This is a genomic window from Streptococcus mitis (assembly GCF_946188585.1).
In the GTDB taxonomy this organism is placed as follows: domain Bacteria; phylum Bacillota; class Bacilli; order Lactobacillales; family Streptococcaceae; genus Streptococcus; species Streptococcus mitis_DG.
The window spans coordinates 387,239-404,420 of sequence record NZ_CAMHVI010000002.1 but is presented as its reverse complement, the minus strand read 5'-3'; the positions used below and the strand labels follow the sequence as shown (position 1 = coordinate 404,420).

Here is a 17,182-nt window from a genome sequence, read left to right as displayed (position 1 = left end):
GATGGCAGAAGTAGAAGAGTTACGAGTACAACCTCAAGATATCTTAGCTGAGCAATCCGTTTTAGGGGCTATCTTTATTGACGAGAGTAAGCTTGTTTTTGTGCGAGAATATATTGAGTCTCGGGACTTTTTTAAGTATGCCCATCGTTTGATTTTCCAAGCTATGGTCGATTTATCCGATCGTGGCGATGCTATAGATGCAACAACGGTTCGCACCATTCTTGATAATCAAGGTGATTTACAGAATATTGGTGGCCTGTCTTACTTGGTTGAGATTGTCAATTCTGTGCCAACTTCTGCTAATGCGGAGTATTATGCTAAGATTGTTGCAGAGAAGGCCATGCTACGTCGATTAATCTCCAAGTTGACAGAGTCTGTCAATCAAGCTTACGAGGCTTCGCAACCAGCTGATGAAATCATTGCTCAGGCAGAAAAAGGCCTGATTGATGTCAGCGAAAATGCTAATCGAAGTGGATTTAAGAACATTCGAGATGTGTTGAATATCAACTTTGGAAATCTGGAAGCTCGCTCGCAACAAACGACCGATATTACAGGGATTGCGACAGGTTATCGTGATTTGGATCATATGACGACTGGTCTTCATGAGGAGGAGTTGATTATCTTAGCAGCTCGTCCGGCGGTTGGTAAGACAGCCTTTGCCTTGAATATTGCTCAAAATATTGGGACTAAGTTGGACAAAACAGTTGCTATTTTTTCACTCGAAATGGGTGCGGAAAGTCTAGTGGACCGTATGTTGGCGGCAGAAGGTTTGGTGGAATCGCATTCTATCCGTACGGGTCAATTGACTGATGAGGAGTGGCAAAAATATACCATTGCTCAAGGGAATCTAGCTAACGCCAGTATCTATATCGATGATACGCCAGGGATTCGGATTACAGAGATTCGTTCTCGTTCTCGTAAATTGGCTCAAGAAACTGGAAATCTTGGTTTGATTTTAATAGACTATTTGCAGCTTATCACGGGAACTGGTAGAGAAAATCGTCAACAAGAGGTTTCAGAAATTTCACGTCAGTTGAAAATTTTAGCTAAGGAACTGAAGGTTCCAGTAATCGCTCTAAGTCAGCTTTCTCGTGGTGTAGAACAACGTCAGGATAAGAGACCGGTCTTGTCTGATATTCGTGAATCTGGGTCTATTGAGCAGGACGCTGATATCGTAGCCTTTCTTTATCGCGACGACTACTATGAGCGTGGTGGTGAAGAAGAGGAAGGCATACCGAATAATAAGGTAGAAGTTATTATCGAGAAAAACCGTAGTGGAGCTCGTGGAACGGTGGAATTAATTTTCCAAAAAGAATACAATAAATTTTCAAGTATCTCAAAGAGGGAGGCATAAGATGTCAGATGCATTTACAGATGTAGCCAAGATGAAAAAAATCAAAGAAGAAATCAAGGCACATGAGGGGCAAGTCGTAGAAATGACCTTGGAGAATGGTCGTAAGCGCCAAAAAAATAGATTGGGTAAGCTGATTGAGGTTTATCCATCCCTATTTATCGTTGAATTTGGAAACGTTGAAGGAGATAAACAAGCTAATGTTTATGTTGAATCCTTTACTTACTCAGATATCCTTACAGAAAAGAATTTGATTCATTATCTTGACTAAAGTGAGAAATTTTCTCACTTTTTCTTTTTTCTCCGAATAGTTTAAGTGAAGGCAATCTTCGATTTATATTATTTTCAAGGAGGAAGAATGAAAATTTCACCATTTAAAGTAGCAGAGACAAGGTTTTCTATTAGAAAGTCAGTTAAAAAGGTTGTTCCTTTTTTAGTAGTAGGGCTGATGTTGTCGGCTGGAGAAAGTGTTCATGCAAACAGTTCTTATGCTCGTGGAGATGATTATCCTGCTTATTATAAAAATGGGAGTCAGAGTATTGATAAGTGGAGGATGTATTCTCGTCAGTGTACTTCATTTGCTGCTTTTCGCTTGAGTGGAGTAAATGGTTTTGAGCTTCCAGGAGCTTATGGTAATGCTGGTGAATGGGGTTATCGTGCTCGTCGTGAAGGTTATCGTGTCGATAATACACCAGCTATCGGATCTATTGCTTGGTCTACTGCAGGAGGTTATGGCCATGTTGCTTGGGTTTCAAATGTGATGGGAGATAATATAGAAATTGAGGAATATAACTATGATTATAAAGGTAATTATAATAAACGAATTGTAAAAGCAAACAAGATGACCGGTTTTATTCATTTTAAAGATTTATCAAGCAATTCTAAAGAAGTCCCAAGCAGTTCAAAAGATTCGACAAGCAATCATGTTGTGACCAGTCAATCGTCATCTTTGATGAGAGGAACTCATTATTTTAAGGTGGAGACTCCTATTAAAGATCAACCATTATTGAATGCAACTCCACTTGCATATTATTCTCCAGGTGAGAGTGTTCATTATGATCAGGTGATAGAAAAGGATGGTTACAAGTGGTTGAGTTATATTTCTTATAGCGGGAGTCGACGTTATATTCAGTTGGAGGGAGTGACTTCGTCACAAAATCAATCAGTAAATAAATCTAATCATGGTTCAAATAATGGATTGACTGTGGGTTGGAAGAAAATAAATGGTAGTTGGTATTATTTCAAATCAGATGGTTCTAAGGCGACGGGATGGCTGAAAGATGGTTCTACCTGGTATTATTTGAAATCATCTGGTGAAATGCAGACAGGCTGGTTACAGGAGAAAGGATTTTGGTATTATCTAGATGACTCAGGGGCAATGAAAACGGGCTGGTATCAAGTCTCTGGTAAGTGGTATTATTCTTACTCTTCAGGTGAGCTAGCTGTTAATACAATAGTAGACGGTTATACTGTAAATCATAATGGTGAGTGGATTAAAGAAAAATAAACTAAAAAACTTGATTCATTATCATTTTTAACTATATTCAAAAGTAATTAGCACTATTTTAAATATTTACTTGAAGCGTTCTTATATGTTTTTTTAAACAACTTAATATATTGTTTTTGTTAATCTATATTAAAAGTTATAATAGAGAGAAATATAATTCCACAAAGGGGCGTTTTAAAAATGGATAAAAAGAAAATGATTTTGACTAGCTTAGCTAGTGTTACGGTTTTAGGGGCGGTTTTTGCTGTGTCTCAACCGTCGGTTGTAAAAGCTGATGCACCTACAGCTACTAGCACATCCGGAGAAACTGGAGCCACACCTGTGGTTAAAACTCCAAAAACTGAAGTCGAAAAAGCTAAAGAAGATTTAACTGAAACAATTGAAAACTTGACGGATGATGCTGAGAAATTAAAAGCCGATGCTGAAAAGAAAGCTGAAATTGGTAAGGAAGCTATTCTAGATTCCGTTGAAAAAGGTTATTTATCTGCTAAAGATGTTCTGAAAGAATTAGAAAACGACTATAACACTAGAAACAAAGCTCCTAAAAAAGAAGCTTCTAAACCAATCGTTAAAAACTTACAGACAAAGCTGATGATTTAGCTGAAAAAATTGAAAAATTAACTAAAGAAGCTGATAAAGAAAAAGCTAAGGCAGTAGAAGAGAAAAATGCTGCCTTAGATAAACAAAAAGAAACCTTAGAAAAAGCTAAAGTTGCTCTTGAAACAGCTAAAACGAATAAAGCTGATCAAGATGTTATCGATAAATTACAAGATGCTGTAACTAAACTAGAAGGTTCTGTCGCTTCTGCTAAAGCTTCTGTTGATGAAGCTCAAGCTAAATTTGACGAAGTTAATGAATCATTACAAGATCGTAAGCAATCGATATACTAACTGACGATGACAACGCAACTTTAGGTTACATCGAAAAATTAAAAGAAGTTCCTAAGGATGAAGAACTGAAAGACTTCAGTGGTGGAGTAAGTGATGATGCAGCACCTACTGAACCTGCTAAGGAAGCAGATGAAGTACCAACTGCTCCTAACGCTACAGAATTTAATGGTGGTGTGAATCCTAGTGATTCTCCTTCTGGAGATAATGAATCTGATTTCAATGGTGGGGTAAATGATGCAACACCTCCTACTGTAGCCGATGCTCCAGAATATACAGGAGACGTTAATAGTGTAGAAGCAGCAATTAACGAAGTTACACAATATACTCTTACAACAGCAGGTACTAACAAGGATAATACTTATCAAGCCCCAGCTACAAAAGCAGAAGATAAGAAAGAACTTCCAAATACTGGTGGTAGAGATAATGTTGCAGTTGCATCATTAGGATTCCTTGGATTGTTCCTTGGTGCCCTTCCATTTGTGAAACGTAAGAACTAATTCATTTCGTAGTTTGAAAGAGAGGGAGTAACTTCCTTCTCTTTTTACTATTATCTTAGTTTCTCTCAGAGAACTCTTCCCAATGGTATTTTTTGGTGCTTTCCTTTATAATGGGTGTATGGATAAGAAAAAATTATTATTGATTGATGGGTCTTCTGTTGCCTTTCGGGCGTTTTTTGCGCTCTATCAGCAGTTAGACCGTTTTAAGAATGCTGCTGGTTTGCATACCAATGCGATTTATGGTTTTCAGTTGATGTTGAGCCATTTGTTGGAGCGGGTTGAGCCGAGTCATATCTTGGTGGCTTTTGATGCGGGGAAGACGACCTTCCGTACGGAGATGTATGCGGACTATAAGGGTGGTCGGGCTAAGACTCCTGATGAGTTTCGTGAGCAATTTCCCTTCATTCGTGAGTTGCTGGATCATATGGGGATTCGTCACTATGAGTTGGCTCAGTATGAGGCGGATGATATCATCGGGACATTGGATAAACTAGCTGAGCAGGATGGTTTTGATATTACCATTGTCAGTGGGGACAAGGATTTGATTCAGCTGACGGATGAGCATACAGTGGTTGAGATTTCCAAGAAAGGTGTGGCTGAGTTTGAGGCCTTTACGCCAGAATATCTTATGGAAAAGATGGGCATTACACCGACGCAGTTTATCGATCTCAAGGCGCTCATGGGTGATAAGTCGGATAATATCCCTGGGGTGACCAAAATCGGTGAAAAGACGGGTATCAAGCTCTTGCTGGAGCATGGCTCACTTGAGGGTATTTATGAAAATATCGATGGGATGAAGGCTTCTAAGATGAAGGAAAATCTCATCAATGATAAGGAACAGGCCTTTTTGTCAAAAACACTGGCGACCATTGATACAAAGGCACCGATTGAGATTGGTTTGGAGGAGTTGGTCTATAGCGGTCCAGATGTTGAAAACCTTGGGAAATTCTACGATGAGATGGGCTTCAAACAGCTCAAGCAGACTTTAAATGCATCGTCAGCGGATGTGGCTGAGAGTTTGGACTTTACTATTGTTGACCAAATCAGTCAAGACATGCTGAGTGAAGAGTCTATCTTCCATTTTGAGCTTTTTGGTGAGAATTACCATACGGATGATTTGGTTGGTTTTGCCTGGTCTTGTGGGGATAAGCTTTATGCTACAGACAAGCTTGAGCTTTTTCAGGAACCTATTTTCAAGGATTTCTTAGAAAAAACATCTTTGAAAATTTATGATTTTAAAAAAACCAAGGTTCTCTTGCGTCGTTTTGGTGTGGATTTGCAGGCGCCTGCTTTTGATAGCCGTTTGGCTAAATACCTCCTTTCGACTGTGGAGGACAATGAAATTGCGACCATTGCTAGTCTTTATGGCCAGACTTACCTGGTAGATGATGAGACTTTCTATGGTAAGGGTGTTAAGAAGGCCATTCCTGAACGCGAGAAATTCTTGGAACATTTGGCTCGTAAGATTGCTATTTTGGTCGAAACAGAGCCTGTTTTACTTGAAAAACTTAGCGAGAATGGGCAATTAGAGCTTCTTTATGATATAGAGCAACCTCTGGCTTTTGTCCTTGCCAAGATGGAAATCGCTGGGATTACGGTCAAGAAAGAGACCTTGCTTGAGATGCAGGCTGAAAATGAGCTTGTTATTGAAAAACTGACTCAAGAGATTTACGAGTTGGCTGGTGAGGAGTTTAATATCAACTCGCCTAAGCAGTTGGGCGTGCTTCTTTTTGAAAAGTTGGGTCTTCCTCTAGAATACACTAAGAAAACTAAAACGGGTTACTCAACAGCGGTGGATGTGTTGGAACGTCTGGCTCCTATTGCTCCGATTGTTAAGAAAATACTAGACTATCGTCAGATTGCTAAGATTCAATCGACTTATGTGATTGGCTTGCAGGACTGGATTTTGGTTGATGGCAAGATTCATACTCGCTATGTGCAGGATTTGACCCAGACTGGGCGTTTGTCTAGTGTGGATCCAAACTTGCAAAATATTCCTGTGCGTTTGGAGCAAGGCCGTCTCATTCGTAAGGCTTTTGTGCCTGAGTGGGAGGATAGTGTCCTTCTGAGCTCCGATTATTCACAGATTGAATTGCGAGTTTTGGCTCATATTTCTAAGGATGAGCATCTGATTAAGGCCTTTCAAGAGGGGGCAGATATTCATACTTCGACAGCCATGCGTGTCTTTGGCATTGAGCGTCCCGAGGATGTGACTGCAAATGACCGTCGTAATGCCAAGGCGGTTAACTTTGGAGTAGTTTATGGGATTTCAGACTTTGGCTTGTCTAATAATCTAGGCATCAGCCGTAAGGAGGCCAAAGCCTATATTGATACCTACTTTGAACGTTTCCCGGGTATTAAAAACTACATGGATGAGGTGGTGCGTGAAGCGCGTGATAAGGGATATGTAGAGACTCTCTTCAAACGTCGTCGTGAGTTGCCAGATATCAATTCGCGTAATTTCAACATTCGTGGTTTTGCGGAGCGGACAGCCATTAACTCCCCTATTCAGGGTTCGGCGGCAGATATTCTCAAGATTGCTATGATCCAGCTAGACAAAGCCTTAGTTGCAGGTGGTTATCAGACCAAGATGTTGTTACAAGTGCACGATGAAATCGTCCTTGAAGTGCCTAAATCGGAACTAGCAGAGATGAAAAAATTGGTCAAACAAACTATGGAAGAAGCCATTCAACTCAGTGTTCCCCTCATCGCAGATGAGAATGAAGGGGCAACCTGGTACGAGGCTAAATAAAAAAGTTATGTAGAGTTTGAAATACTTGTTTTCAAACTCTTTTTCATGTTTTTCTGTAAGCAGTTTCCTTGACATTTTTTTTGTTTTGCGCTATCATATGTCCATATAATATATGGGAGTCTGTGTACAGTCTGAGAGGAAGTGTTAAACTTCGACCGCACCTGATCTGGGTAATGCCAGCGTAGGGAACGATACTTAGTCTAATTCTGCACCTTTTCCATATATGGTAAAGGTTTTTCTTTTTATCAAAGGAAAACGAGAAGAGGAGGTTGTTATGAAAGCAAGCATTGCCTTGCAAATTTTACCCCTATCACAGGGGGTTGATCGGATAGCTGTTATTGATCAAGTCATTGCTTATCTGCAAGCTCAAGAAGTGACCATGGTGGTGACACCATTTGAAACGGTTTTGGAAGGGGAGTTTGATGAGCTCATGCGCATTCTCAAAGAAGCGCTAGCAGTGGCAGGGCAGGAGGCAGATAATGTCTTTGCCAATGTCAAAATAAATGTAGGAGAGATTTTAAGTATTGATGAGAAACTTGAAAAGTATACTGAGACGACACATTAGTCTATTGGGCTTTCTAGGAGTCTTGTCAATCTGGCAACTAGCAGGTTTGCTTAAACTTCTCCCCAAGTTTATCCTGCCGACACCTCTTGAAATTCTCCAGGCCTTTGTTCGTGATAGAGAATTTCTCTGGCACCATAGCTGGGCGACCTTGAGAGTGGCTTTGCTAGGTCTAATTTTGGGAGTCTTGATTGCCTGTCTCATGGCTGTGCTCATGGATAGTTTGACTTGGCTCAATGACTTGATTTACCCTATGATGGTGGTCGTTCAGACCATTCCGACCATTGCCATAGCTCCTATTCTGGTTTTGTGGCTCGGTTATGGGATTTTGCCCAAGATTGTCTTGATTATCTTGACGACAACTTTTCCTATTATCGTCAGTATTTTGGACGGCTTTAGGCATTGTGACAAGGATATGCTGACCTTGTTTAGTCTGATGCGGGCCAAACCTTGGCAAATCCTGTGGCATTTTAAAATTCCAGTCAGCCTGCCCTACTTTTATGCAGGTCTGAGGGTCAGTGTCTCCTACGCTTTTATCACAACAGTGGTATCTGAGTGGTTGGGAGGCTTTGAGGGTCTTGGTGTTTATATGATTCAGTCCAAGAAACTGTTTCAGTATGACACCATGTTCGCTATTATTATTCTGGTATCGATTATCAGTCTTCTCGGTATGAAGTTGGTCGATATTAGTGAAAAATATGTTATTAAATGGAAACGTTCGTAGAATAAGAAGGTTTCAAAAAAGAAAAGAGGAAATTAAAATGAAAAAAACATGGAAAGTGTTTTTAACTGTTTTAACAGCTCTTGTAGCTGTCGTACTTGTGGCCTGTGGTCAAGGAACTGCTTCTAAGGATAATAAGGAAACAGAACTTAAAAAGATTGACTTTATCCTAGACTGGACACCAAATACCAACCACACAGGACTTTATGTGGCTAAGGAAAAAGGTTATTTCAAAGAAGCTGGAGTGGATGTTGACTTGAAATTACCACCGGAAGAAAGTTCTTCTGATTTGGTTATTAACGGTAAGGCACCATTTGCAGTCTATTTCCAAGACTACATGGCTAAAAAATTGGAAAAAGGAGCAGGAATTACTGCCGTTGCAGCTATCGTTGAGCATAATACATCAGGAATTATCTCTCGTAAATCTGATAATGTAGCTAGTCCAAAAGACTTAGTTGGTAAGAAATACGGGACTTGGAATGACCCAACTGAACTTGCTATGTTGAAAACCTTGGTAGAATCACAAGGTGGGGACTTTGAGAAGGTTGAAAAAGTACCAAACAACGACTCAAACTCAATCACACCGATTGCCAATGGCGTCTTTGATACTGCTTGGATCTACTACGGTTGGGATGGTATCCTTGCCAAATCTCAAGGTGTAGATGCTAACTTTATGTACTTGAAAGACTACGTTAAAGAATTTGACTATTACTCACCAGTCATCATTGCTAACAACGACTACCTCAAAGACAACAAAGAAGAAGCACGTAAAGTCATCCAAGCTATCAAAAAAGGCTACCAATATGCTATGGAGCATCCAGAGGAAGCAGCTGATATCCTCATCAAGAATGCACCTGAACTTCAAGAAAAACGTGACTTTGTCATCGAATCTCAAAAATACTTATCAAAAGAATACGCAAGTGACAAGGAAAAATGGGGTCAATTTGATGCAGCTCGCTGGAATGCCTTCTACAAATGGGATAAAGAAAATGGAATCCTTAAAGAAGACTTGACAGACAAGGGCTTCACTAACGAATTTGTGAAATAATGACAGAAATTAGACTAGAACACGTAAGCTATGCCTATGGTCAGGAGAGGATTTTAGAGGATATCAATCTGAAAGTCACTTCGGGTGAAGTAGTCTCTATTTTAGGCCCAAGTGGTGTTGGAAAAACCACCCTCTTTAATCTAATCGCTGGGATTTTAGAAGTCCAGTCTGGGAGAATTGTCCTTGATGGCGAGGAGAATCCCAAGGGGCGCGTGAGTTATATGTTGCAAAAGGACTTGCTCTTGGAGCACAAGACCGTGCTTGGTAATATCATTCTGCCCCTCTTGATTCAAAAGGTAGATAAGGCTGAAGCTATTTCTCGCGCGGATGACATTCTTGCTACTTTTCAGTTGACGGCTGTAAGGGATAAATACCCTCATGAACTGAGTGGAGGAATGCGCCAACGTGTGGCCTTACTTCGTACCTATCTTTTTGGGCACAAACTCTTTCTCTTGGATGAGGCCTTCAGTGCCTTGGATGAGATGACTAAGATGGAGCTCCACGCTTGGTATCTGGATATTCACAAGCAGTTGCAACTGACAACCTTGATCATCACGCATAGTATCGAGGAGGCTCTCAGTCTCAGCGACCGAATCTATATCTTGAAAAATCGCCCTGGGCAGATTGTTTCAGAAATTAAACTAGATTGGTCTGAAGACGAGGACAAGGAAGTCCAAAAGATTGCCTATAAACGTCAAATCTTGGCAGAATTAGGCTTAGATAAGTAGAAAAATAGGGAGTTGGTGAAGATTATCCTTTACCAGCGCCCTTTTTCTTTTAAAAATGAGAAAATTTCGGTATAATAGTCAAAGATAGTCAAGGTTTAAAGAGAGAGGTGGGTTTGTAATGAGATTTAAAAATACATCGGATCATATTGAGGCCTACATCAAGGCAATTTTAGATCAATCTGGTATTGTGGAGTTGCAACGGAGTCAGTTGGCAGATACTTTTCAGGTTGTTCCTAGTCAGATTAACTACGTGATCAAGACACGCTTTACGGAAAGTAGAGGCTACTTGGTTGAAAGTAAGCGTGGTGGCGGAGGCTACATTCGTATAGGACGGATTGAGTTTTCCAGTCATCATGAAATGCTCCGCGATTTGCTTTACTCAATTGGTGAGCGAGTCAGTCAAGAAATTTATGAAGATATTCTGCAGCTTTTGGTTGAGCAGGAATTGATGACCAAGCAGGAGATGAATTTGCTGGTGGCAGTGGCTTTGGATCGCGTTCTAGGAGAAGAAGCTCCAGTTGTTCGTGCAAACATGCTACGACAGGTCATACAAGAGGTAGATAGAAAAGGGAAGTAAGATGAACTATTCAAAAGCATTGAATGAATGTATCGAAAGTGCCTACATGGTGGCTAGCCATTTTGGAGCTCGTTATCTAGAGTCTTGGCACTTGTTGATTGCCATGTCTAATCACAGTTATAGTGTGGCAGGGGCGACATTAAACGATTATCCATATGAGATAGACCGTTTAGAAGAGGTTGCGTTGGAACTGACTGAAACCGACTACAGTCAGGATGAAACCTTTACGGAATTGCCTTTTTCTCATCGTTTGGAGGTTCTCTTTGATGAAGCCGAGTATGTAGCGTCAGTGGTCCATGCTAAGGTGCTAGGGACGGAGCATGTCCTCTATGCGATTTTGCATGATGGAAATGCCTTGGCGACTCGTATCTTGGAGAGGGCTGGTTTTTCTTATGAAGACAAGAAAGACCAGGTTAAGATTGCTGCACTTCGTCGCAATCTAGAAGAACGGGCAGGCTGGACTCGCGAAGACCTTAAAGCTTTGCGCCAACGCCATCGTACCGTAGCTGATAAGCAAAATTCTATGGCTAATATGATGGGCATGCCCCAGACTCCGAGTGGTGGTCTCGAGGACTATACGCATGATTTGACAGAGCAAGCGCGTTCTGGAAAGTTAGAACCAGTCATCGGTCGGGATAAGGAAATCGCGCGTATGATTCAAATCTTGAGCCGTAAAACCAAGAATAATCCTGTCTTGGTTGGGGATGCTGGTGTCGGGAAAACAGCCTTGGCGCTTGGTCTTGCCCAGCGTATTGCTAGTGGTGATGTGCCTGCGGAAATGGCTAAGATGCGCGTGTTAGAGCTTGATTTGATGAATGTCGTTGCAGGGACACGCTTCCGTGGTGACTTTGAAGAGCGCATGAACAATATTATCAAGGATGTTGAAGAAGATGGCCAAGTGATTCTCTTTATCGACGAACTTCATACCATCATAGGTTCTGGGAGCGGGATTGATTCGACTCTGGATGCGGCCAATATCTTGAAACCAGCCTTGGCGCGTGGAACTTTGAGAACGGTTGGTGCGACCACTCAGGAAGAATACCAAAAACATATCGAAAAAGATGCGGCCCTTTCTCGTCGTTTTGCTAAAGTGACGATTGAAGAGCCAAGCGTGGCCGACAGTATGACTATTTTGCAAGGCTTGAAGGAGACTTATGAGAAGCATCACCGTGTGCAAATCACAGATGAAGCGGTTGAAACAGCCGTCAAGATGGCCCATCGTTACTTGACTAGTCGTCACTTGCCAGACTCTGCTATCGACCTCTTAGATGAAGCGGCAGCAACAGTGCAAAATAAGGCTAAGCATGTAAAAGCAGACGATTCAGGTTTGAGTCCAGCTGATAAGGCTCTGATGGATGGCAAGTGGAAACAGACAGCCCAACTAATTGCTAAAGAAGAGGAAGTCCCAGTCTACAAAGACTTGGTGACAGAGTCTGATATTTTGACCACCTTGAGTCGTTTGTCAGGAATTCCAGTCCAAAAACTGACTCAGACTGATGCGAAGAAATACCTGAATCTGGAAGCGGAACTCCACAAACGTGTCATCGGTCAAGATCAAGCTGTTTCAAGCATTAGCCGTGCGATTCGCCGCAACCAGTCAGGAATTCGCAGTCACAAGCGTCCGATTGGTTCCTTTATGTTCCTAGGACCCACAGGTGTCGGGAAGACCGAATTGGCTAAGGCTCTGGCAGAAGTTCTTTTTGACGACGAATCAGCTCTTATCCGCTTTGATATGAGTGAGTATATGGAGAAATTTGCAGCCAGTCGTCTCAACGGAGCTCCTCCAGGCTATGTGGGTTACGAAGAAGGTGGGGAGCTGACCGAGAAGGTTCGCAACAAACCATATTCTGTTCTCCTCTTTGACGAGGTAGAGAAGGCCCATCCAGACATCTTTAATGTTCTCTTGCAGGTCTTGGATGATGGTGTCTTGACAGATAGTAAAGGTCGCAAGGTTGACTTTTCAAATACTATTATTATCATGACATCGAACCTTGGTGCGACTGCCCTTCGTGATGATAAGACTGTTGGCTTTGGGGCTAAGGACATTCGTTTTGACCAGGAAAATATGGAAAAACGCATGTTTGAAGAGTTGAAAAAGGCTTATAGACCTGAGTTTATCAACCGTATTGATGAAAAGGTGGTCTTCCATAGCTTGTCTAGCGACCATATGCAGGAAGTGGTGAAGATTATGGTTAAACCTTTAGTAGCAAGTTTGGCTGAAAAAGGCATTGACTTGAAATTACAAGCTTCAGCACTGAAATTGCTGGCAAATCAAGGATATGATCCAGAGATGGGAGCTCGTCCACTTCGCAGAACTCTGCAAACAGAAGTGGAAGACAAGTTGGCAGAACTTCTTCTTAAGGGAGATTTGGTGGCAGGTAGCACACTTAAGATTGGTGTTAAAGCAGGCCAGTTAAAATTTGATATTGCATAAAATGGAGAATCAGGAGCAATCTTGATTCTCTTTTTTGCTACTTTTTTATAAGAAATGATAAAAAACTATTGACAAAATAAAAATATAGTTTATAATAAAAACATAGAGAATAAAAATATCAAAAATTATAAAAAGATAATGCGTTTATGAAAAAGAAAACAGCAGTGGTATTTGGAACCTTTGCTCCGCTTCATCAAGGACATATCGATCTAATCCAGCGAGCGAAGCGGCAGTGTGACCAGGTCTGGGTTGTTGTTTCAGGCTATGAGGGAGACCGAGGAGAGCAGGTAGGCTTAACGCTTCAAAAGAGATTTCGCTATATCCGAGAGGCCTTTGGTGATGACGAGTTGACCTCGGTCTGCAAGTTAGATGAAACCAATCTTCCTCGTTACCCTATGGGCTGGCAGGAGTGGTTGGACCAAATGTTAGCGGAGATTTCCTATGATGAAACCCAGCAAGAACTAATTTTCTTTGTGGGAGAAGCAGACTACCAGCAAGAATTGTCTAATCGTAGCTTTGAGACTGTCTTGCAAGAAAGAAAGTTTGGTATCTCAGCGACTATGATTCGAGAAAATCCAAGCAAATATTGGAAATATATTGCTCAACCCTTCCGACGTCAGTTTACAAAGAAAGTGTTGATTATGGGAAGTGCCAGCAATGGGAAGACCACTTTAGCCAAGGATTTGGCAAGGTATTACGATGCACCAGTTAGCCTGGAATACGCGCGTGAGTACCAGATCAAAAACAATGTCCGCGACGATGAATTGACTCCAAAGGATTACTATTATCTCCTGTTGGGGCAGTATGACCAGACATCTAAGTTAATCGATAGCAATGCCAATAGGGGACTGGTAATAGCAGACACCAACTCCTTAGTAACCAAGGGCTACTATGATTATTACATGGAGACTGAGGACCAAAGGGACTTATCAGGAGAGACATTTGACAATCTCTTTGTTTCAATCTTGGCTAAGGAAAAATGGGACTTGATTCTCTTTGTGCAACCTGTCGGTTCCTATGTCAATGACGGATTTAGAGATATGACTATGGCAGAAGACCATATTCGTCATAGTTTTTCCCAGCATTTGGACCAGATGAGGGAGCGCTACTTAGCAAACATTCCACTAGTTTATCTAGCAGAAGATTATCTAGGAAATTATGAAGCAGCAAAAGTGGCTATTGATGCCATTTACCAAGCAGATTAGGAGAAAAATATGAAAAAACTAACTGAAAAAATCACACAATTTATCGAAAACTTTAAAAATGTCCATGCGGAAGCCCGCAAGATCGGTTTTGCAGGAATCATGAACCTGCTCTGGAAAGATCTCTTTGTCGGCCGTAGCCTCTTCCAGTGGTTGTATCTTATTGTCTTGTCAAGTGTTCCCTTGATCTTGGAATTCACGCAAAATACAGAAAGTCATGACTGGATGAGCTTGTTGGCATCTTGGACTGGGATTGTCTGTGTTATCTTGGTAGCAGAAGGGCGTGCAAGCAATTATCTCTTTGGGGCCATCAACTCAGCTATCTATTTGGTTTTGGCCATGAACGCGACTTTTTATGGAGAAGTCTTGACAACCGTTTACTTCTTTGTCATGCAGCCGATTGGTCTCTATGCTTGGCTGTCTAATCGTATTAATGATCAAGGAAAAGCAGAAGAATCTCACTTTGAAGCCAAGAAATTATCTGTGCTTGATTGGCTCAAGTACTTGGCCTTGACAGCTATCATTTGGATTGGTATGGGCTTGGCATACCAAAGTATCAATAGCGTTCGCCCTTTCCGTGATAGTGTTACTGATGCGACCAATGGTGTTGGTCAGCTCTTGATGACACGTCTCTACCGTGAGCAATGGATTTTCTGGATTGCAACCAATCTTTTTAGTATTTATCTCTGGTGGGGCGAAAATATTCACATCCAAGGGATGTACTGGGTTTACACACTAAATAGTCTAGTGGGTTGGTACCAATGGACCAAGGCAGTTCGTAAGGAGGCTTAAAATGACGGACACGATGATTCCAGCAGGGATGACGGAAAAAGAATATTATGAAATCCATGCCAGTCAGGAGGAATTTTTAGACTGGTACTACAATCAGGAGCTCCCACAATATGAAAAACCAAGTGTGACAGTGGATATGGTGGCCTACTGCTTTGTTGAAGGAAAGATCAAGCTCTTGCTGATTCGTCGCAAGGCTCACCCTTATCAAAACTGTTTGGCCTTAGTTGGAGGCTTTATGGACAAGGGGGAAGATGCTGCACATGCCTGTCAACGCGAGGTGAGTGAAGAAGTCAATCTCGATCTTCCTTTAGAAAAAATCGAGCAATTGATGACTGTATCGACCCCCGGGCGTGACCCCCGGGGCTGGACAGTGACCATTGCCCACTTGGTTTATCTGCCTAGTCGCGTCCTAGACCTCGTTCAGGCAGGAGATGATGCTAAGGATGTGGTTTTTGTAGATGTCGATTTTCAGACAGGCAAATGCTACCTAGAGGGAGTCGAGCTGGACGAGCAAGCCTTCGCCTTTGACCATTATGCCATTATCCAAGAATCCATCAAACGAATCCAAGGCCGTCTCGACTGGAACCCGACCTTCCTTTATCTGCTGGAGGAGGAGTTCACTGTCTACGAGGGAACCGAACTGGTCAATCTCATCAACCCTGGTCGACCAATCGTCAGCAATAACTTTCTGGTAAAATACGGCGAATATGTAGAAGAAGTCGGACTCAAACGAGTACCTAAAAAGAAACCAAGAAAAACTTATCGATTGAAATAGAAAACGAGGTCGGGACAAAGTTCCTGACCTCTTTATGTATCATCATGAGATGGTTTTGTGTTGTGACTGCTTTTATGGGTGGCTATCTTTCTTAGAATTGCTCAACAGGTGAGTAAAAAAGTCTTTGTATCGATACTTGAGATAGTTCTCATGTAAAAATAACAAAGCGATGTAGACAATCATAAAGCTTGTAGTTAGATAGAAGACATCAAATGCAGTTCGCGCATAGTAAGTGGCTGTTTCATAAGAGCAAATAGCTCCCAAAATCAACCCAGGAAGATACTTGTAATATTTGCTTAACATAAGCCTACACCTCCTATATTCTATTTCAATGTTATTATATTCCTTTGTCTAATACAATGCAAGCGATTACACAAAAAACAAATTCAAATTTTAAAAGAAAAATCTCCTGTTTTTCTGTTTTATTACGAATAGAAGAGTAGGAGGAGTAAATGTATCTAAAGTATTTAAGATTTTTAAAATAGTTTAGATAAATTGTTGACATATTTAAAGCCAAATGTTACAATTATATTACGAAAAGATTTCTTTATATTTCCAAAATATTACAAAGGAGTAGAAAAATGAAAAAGAAAACCTATATCAAATTGATGGCAGCAACTGTATTGGCTTCTACCTTGCTATTAGGAGCTTGTGGAAATAAAAAGGAAACAACTCAAGCAAGCAGTTCTGTTAAGACAAGCCAATCATCAAGCTCAAAAGCAGCTTCTTCTAGCAAAGAAAGTAAAACTCAGAAGTCCTCAAGTTCAGCTTCATCTGAAAAGACCAAATCATCTACTGACCAGTCTGCAGCAACTGCGACACCATCAGAAGCGACACCTGCACCAGAGCAAAGACAAGGCCAAGAAGTGTCTAATCAACAGGCAGCTAGTCAACAAACTGCTACTCAAGCTCCTTCAACTCAGCAAGGTTCTCAAGCTCAGTCTAACCAGTCAGGCTATGATCCCACAACTGACCGCAAACTTCAAGACAAGCAAGCAGAACACAACAAACGCTACAAGGGTGTTTTAACCATGGTTGATGGTGATTTCTCAGCAGCTGCAGGCAACTGGAAGGGTGCCAATGGTGAAACCATCACAGTTTCATCAGGAGGCAAATTCACAGTAGAATCTGCTGATGGAAAGAAAGAAAACTACTCTATCAGAGACTATTCTTATACTCTTGATGATGGTAAGTATAATGCCAAAATTGGTGGGGGAAAAATCATCCAAATTACAACAGGAGCGGATGGTAAGGTTTCCAGTGTTGCTTTGAATCAATAATAACGATCAGTATTTGAATATTTACAATCAAAGAAAATCCGTCAGCTCAATAAGAGTTGACGGATT

At 41.3% G+C, this 17,182-nt stretch carries 17 protein-coding genes and 1 riboswitch; of the genes, 16 read left to right on the top strand and 1 reads right to left on the bottom strand.

The genetic code is table 11. The features are described 5' to 3' along the window. The first annotated feature begins 1 nt into the window (after position 1). The 15 genes from dnaB (at position 2) to N8M66_RS04495 (ending at position 15,836) form a co-directional block, all read left to right on the top strand. Positions 2-1,354 carry a replicative DNA helicase gene (gene dnaB, locus N8M66_RS04565; RefSeq protein ID WP_004263550.1) on the top strand — a complete coding sequence of 451 codons (1,353 nt, stop codon included), beginning with the start codon at positions 2-4 and terminating at the stop codon, positions 1,352-1,354. A gap of 1 nt (position 1,355) precedes the next feature. Next, positions 1,356-1,622 (top strand): Veg family protein, encoded by a 267-nt coding sequence (locus N8M66_RS04560; protein ID WP_001278169.1) that lies wholly within the window; start codon positions 1,356-1,358, stop codon positions 1,620-1,622. 87 nt (positions 1,623-1,709) lie between these two features. After that, positions 1,710-2,858, top strand: a complete 1,149-nt coding sequence (locus N8M66_RS04555; protein WP_261045876.1) for an SH3 domain-containing protein — start codon at positions 1,710-1,712, stop codon at positions 2,856-2,858. A 180-nt stretch (positions 2,859-3,038) separates the two neighbouring features. Further along, on the top strand, positions 3,039-3,458 hold the full coding sequence (locus N8M66_RS04550; protein WP_261045875.1) for a hypothetical protein: 420 nt from the start codon (positions 3,039-3,041) through the stop codon (positions 3,456-3,458). A 463-nt stretch (positions 3,459-3,921) separates the two neighbouring features. Then, positions 3,922-4,245: an SIALI-17 repeat-containing surface protein gene (locus N8M66_RS04545; RefSeq protein ID WP_261045874.1), complete on the top strand. Its 324-nt coding sequence runs from the start codon at positions 3,922-3,924 to the stop codon at positions 4,243-4,245. 118 nt (positions 4,246-4,363) lie between these two features. Next, positions 4,364-6,997, top strand: a complete 2,634-nt coding sequence (gene polA, locus N8M66_RS04540) for a DNA polymerase I (RefSeq protein ID WP_261045873.1) — start codon at positions 4,364-4,366, stop codon at positions 6,995-6,997. A 102-nt stretch (positions 6,998-7,099) separates the two neighbouring features. After that, positions 7,100-7,202, top strand: a riboswitch (TPP riboswitch). A gap of 69 nt (positions 7,203-7,271) precedes the next feature. Beyond that, complete coding sequence (locus N8M66_RS04535) at positions 7,272-7,562, top strand: thiamine-binding protein (RefSeq protein ID WP_261045872.1); 291 nt, start codon at positions 7,272-7,274, stop codon at positions 7,560-7,562. Next, the gene (locus N8M66_RS04530) at positions 7,525-8,283 is read left to right on the top strand and encodes an ABC transporter permease (RefSeq protein ID WP_186822058.1); all 759 of its coding nucleotides are present in this window, start codon (positions 7,525-7,527) and stop codon (positions 8,281-8,283) included. The genes N8M66_RS04535 and N8M66_RS04530 overlap by 38 nt, the downstream gene beginning before the upstream one ends. Before the next feature lie 37 nt (positions 8,284-8,320). After that, complete coding sequence (locus N8M66_RS04525; protein ID WP_070478161.1) at positions 8,321-9,328, top strand: ABC transporter substrate-binding protein; 1,008 nt, start codon at positions 8,321-8,323, stop codon at positions 9,326-9,328. Further along, positions 9,328-10,056 carry an ABC transporter ATP-binding protein gene (locus N8M66_RS04520; RefSeq protein WP_261045864.1) on the top strand — a complete coding sequence of 243 codons (729 nt, stop codon included), beginning with the start codon at positions 9,328-9,330 and terminating at the stop codon, positions 10,054-10,056. The genes N8M66_RS04525 and N8M66_RS04520 overlap by 1 nt, the downstream gene beginning before the upstream one ends. 118 nt (positions 10,057-10,174) lie before the next feature. Continuing rightward, complete coding sequence (locus N8M66_RS04515) at positions 10,175-10,633, top strand: CtsR family transcriptional regulator (RefSeq protein WP_001211265.1); 459 nt, start codon at positions 10,175-10,177, stop codon at positions 10,631-10,633. Position 10,634: 1 nt separating this feature from the next. Further along, positions 10,635-13,067, top strand: coding sequence for an ATP-dependent Clp protease ATP-binding subunit (locus N8M66_RS04510; protein ID WP_261045863.1), 2,433 nt, complete (start codon positions 10,635-10,637; stop codon positions 13,065-13,067). 146 nt (positions 13,068-13,213) lie between these two features. Continuing rightward, positions 13,214-14,272, top strand: coding sequence for an AAA family ATPase (locus tag N8M66_RS04505; protein ID WP_261045861.1), 1,059 nt, complete (start codon positions 13,214-13,216; stop codon positions 14,270-14,272). Positions 14,273-14,281: 9 nt separating this feature from the next. Next, the gene (pnuC, locus tag N8M66_RS04500; RefSeq protein WP_261045860.1) at positions 14,282-15,061 is read left to right on the top strand and encodes a nicotinamide riboside transporter PnuC; all 780 of its coding nucleotides are present in this window, start codon (positions 14,282-14,284) and stop codon (positions 15,059-15,061) included. A 1-nt stretch (position 15,062) separates the two neighbouring features. Next, positions 15,063-15,836: an NUDIX hydrolase gene (locus N8M66_RS04495; protein WP_261045858.1), complete on the top strand. Its 774-nt coding sequence runs from the start codon at positions 15,063-15,065 to the stop codon at positions 15,834-15,836. 72 nt (positions 15,837-15,908) lie between these two features. Here N8M66_RS04495 and N8M66_RS04490 read toward each other — a convergent pair whose 3' ends face one another. Then, positions 15,909-16,139 (bottom strand): hypothetical protein, encoded by a 231-nt coding sequence (locus tag N8M66_RS04490; RefSeq protein ID WP_049539434.1) that lies wholly within the window; start codon positions 16,137-16,139, stop codon positions 15,909-15,911. A gap of 278 nt (positions 16,140-16,417) precedes the next feature. Between N8M66_RS04490 and N8M66_RS04485 the strand changes: the two genes are divergently transcribed. Continuing rightward, positions 16,418-17,116 (top strand): hypothetical protein, encoded by a 699-nt coding sequence (locus N8M66_RS04485; RefSeq protein WP_261045857.1) that lies wholly within the window; start codon positions 16,418-16,420, stop codon positions 17,114-17,116. Positions 17,117-17,182 lie beyond the last annotated feature (66 nt).

What these genes read in the sequence shown, in the direction of transcription:
- dnaB (WP_004263550.1), top strand. Translation starts at nt 2, where the DNA reads ATGGCAGAAGTAGAAGAGTTACGAGTACAACCTCAAGATATCTTAGCT.
- N8M66_RS04560 (WP_001278169.1), top strand. Translation starts at nt 1,356, where the DNA reads ATGTCAGATGCATTTACAGATGTAGCCAAGATGAAAAAAATCAAAGAA.
- N8M66_RS04555 (WP_261045876.1), top strand. Translation starts at nt 1,710, where the DNA reads ATGAAAATTTCACCATTTAAAGTAGCAGAGACAAGGTTTTCTATTAGA.
- N8M66_RS04550 (WP_261045875.1), top strand. Translation starts at nt 3,039, where the DNA reads ATGGATAAAAAGAAAATGATTTTGACTAGCTTAGCTAGTGTTACGGTT.
- polA (WP_261045873.1), top strand. Translation starts at nt 4,364, where the DNA reads ATGGATAAGAAAAAATTATTATTGATTGATGGGTCTTCTGTTGCCTTT.
- N8M66_RS04535 (WP_261045872.1), top strand. Translation starts at nt 7,272, where the DNA reads ATGAAAGCAAGCATTGCCTTGCAAATTTTACCCCTATCACAGGGGGTT.
- N8M66_RS04530 (WP_186822058.1), top strand. Translation starts at nt 7,525, where the DNA reads ATGAGAAACTTGAAAAGTATACTGAGACGACACATTAGTCTATTGGGC.
- N8M66_RS04525 (WP_070478161.1), top strand. Translation starts at nt 8,321, where the DNA reads ATGAAAAAAACATGGAAAGTGTTTTTAACTGTTTTAACAGCTCTTGTA.
- N8M66_RS04520 (WP_261045864.1), top strand. Translation starts at nt 9,328, where the DNA reads ATGACAGAAATTAGACTAGAACACGTAAGCTATGCCTATGGTCAGGAG.
- N8M66_RS04515 (WP_001211265.1), top strand. Translation starts at nt 10,175, where the DNA reads ATGAGATTTAAAAATACATCGGATCATATTGAGGCCTACATCAAGGCA.
- N8M66_RS04510 (WP_261045863.1), top strand. Translation starts at nt 10,635, where the DNA reads ATGAACTATTCAAAAGCATTGAATGAATGTATCGAAAGTGCCTACATG.
- N8M66_RS04505 (WP_261045861.1), top strand. Translation starts at nt 13,214, where the DNA reads ATGAAAAAGAAAACAGCAGTGGTATTTGGAACCTTTGCTCCGCTTCAT.
- pnuC (WP_261045860.1), top strand. Translation starts at nt 14,282, where the DNA reads ATGAAAAAACTAACTGAAAAAATCACACAATTTATCGAAAACTTTAAA.
- N8M66_RS04495 (WP_261045858.1), top strand. Translation starts at nt 15,063, where the DNA reads ATGACGGACACGATGATTCCAGCAGGGATGACGGAAAAAGAATATTAT.
- N8M66_RS04490 (WP_049539434.1), bottom strand. Translation starts at nt 16,139, where the DNA reads ATGTTAAGCAAATATTACAAGTATCTTCCTGGGTTGATTTTGGGAGCT.
- N8M66_RS04485 (WP_261045857.1), top strand. Translation starts at nt 16,418, where the DNA reads ATGAAAAAGAAAACCTATATCAAATTGATGGCAGCAACTGTATTGGCT.